This is a genomic window from Marinobacter sp. 1-3A, assembly GCF_016597775.1.
Taxonomy (GTDB): Bacteria; Pseudomonadota; Gammaproteobacteria; order Pseudomonadales; family Oleiphilaceae; genus Marinobacter; species Marinobacter xiaoshiensis.
The window spans coordinates 1-1,317 of record NZ_VCGZ01000037.1 but is presented as its reverse complement, the minus strand read 5'-3'; the positions used below and the strand labels follow the sequence as shown (position 1 = coordinate 1,317).

The following is a 1,317-nucleotide window of genomic DNA, read 5'->3' as shown; positions in this document are numbered from 1 at the left end:
CTATCGCGGAGATAGGCAAAGCGCTAATTTTGACGGTGAACTTCGGCCGGTAAAGCATAACCAACGGCTGTTGTCGGACACGCCTACGCTGCGCTCCGGCGCGCCGCAAAGCCGAGCGTTATCTGCAAGGAGAAATCGTGAACTTTCTGGAATCATTGGCAGCAGAGTGGTACGCAATACAAGGGTATTTTGTTCGTACCAACATTAAAGCCAATCGTAGGCACAATGGTGGCTACAACAATGAAATTGATGTTTTGGCTTTTCTGCCTGCCACAGGAAAACTGGTTCACTTGGAGACATCGTGGGATGCTCTTACTTGGGAAAAACGTGAAGAGCGGTACATATCAAAGAAGTTTGTCTTTTCCCCAGAGCAATACACTGAAATAGTCGGGGCTACTCCGGCCAGCATCCAGAAACGCGCAATTATCGGCACGTCAAAGTCCCAGCCAAAAGAAATCTGGGGAGCAGACATTGAGGTAACAACAGTACCCAATTTTATCGCTGAAATTGCGGCAGAAATGAAGCAGCGCCACCCAATGCGTGACGTTATTCCAGAAACTTATCCTTGTTTAAGGTCATTCCAGTTTGCTCTGGCATATGGCAGCTAACAAGGCCATTAAATTCGCTCCCTGCGGTCGCCGGACGCTCGCAAGCTCGCGCCGTTTATGGCGGCGTTATGTTCAAGAAGGGAGTCTATGAAACAGTTGTTTAAAAGTATGGGTGTATCTCTAGCTACCGGGATTGCATTCATGTTTGGTATCAGTATTGCGAGCATTGCTTTGGATTCGGTCAACGGTGGCTGGCAGGATGAAAAGATCCACGTCAACCTGCCTGAAGGAGTCACTATCGAGGAGCATCAAAGAAGGCCTGGTGATAAGTTTTTGGTCGAGGGTGTGATAAAAAACGCGACTGAACACGACTGGCAATCGATATACGTTGAGGTGGCGATATTTGCTGATGATGCAAAGATGAACGATTGTGATGCGGGCATAAAGGGAGTGGAGGCAAACAGCACTCGGCAGTTTCGAATCCAATGTTTCGGTGTCAGTGGTACTGGGTTACCTGGCAACATCAGATACGAGGTTGTCGCAAGCCATGGATTCAGGGCCGCAGGAACATAACCAGGCGGTCAACCGGACACCAAAAGCGTACCGCTTTTGGTTCCCTACGCTGGCGCTCCGGCGCCGGTTACCTCAGCGTTGAGGCTGTAGAAAAACCCCAAATCCGACTGATTTTGGTAGCATTGAGCAAACAGACAAGGAGCCGTCGGCATGCCTCGCTTCAAGCACTACAACTATGACCAGGACACCATGGTCG

2 protein-coding genes are annotated in these 1,317 nt (G+C 49.7%); both read left to right on the top strand.

Going from position 1 to position 1,317, the window contains the following annotated elements:
• Positions 1 to 137: 137 nt before the first annotated feature.
• The gene (locus FE848_RS18550; protein ID WP_027852169.1) at positions 138 to 608 is read left to right on the top strand and encodes a hypothetical protein; all 471 of its coding nucleotides are present in this window, start codon (positions 138 to 140) and stop codon (positions 606 to 608) included.
• 87 nt (positions 609 to 695) lie between these two features.
• A complete protein-coding gene (locus tag FE848_RS18545; RefSeq protein ID WP_200205393.1) occupies positions 696 to 1,121 on the top strand; it encodes an FxLYD domain-containing protein in 426 nt (141 codons plus the stop codon).
• Positions 1,122 to 1,317: the final 196 nt, after the last annotated feature.

What these genes read in the sequence shown, in the direction of transcription:
- FE848_RS18545 (WP_200205393.1), top strand. Translation starts at nt 696, where the DNA reads ATGAAACAGTTGTTTAAAAGTATGGGTGTATCTCTAGCTACCGGGATT.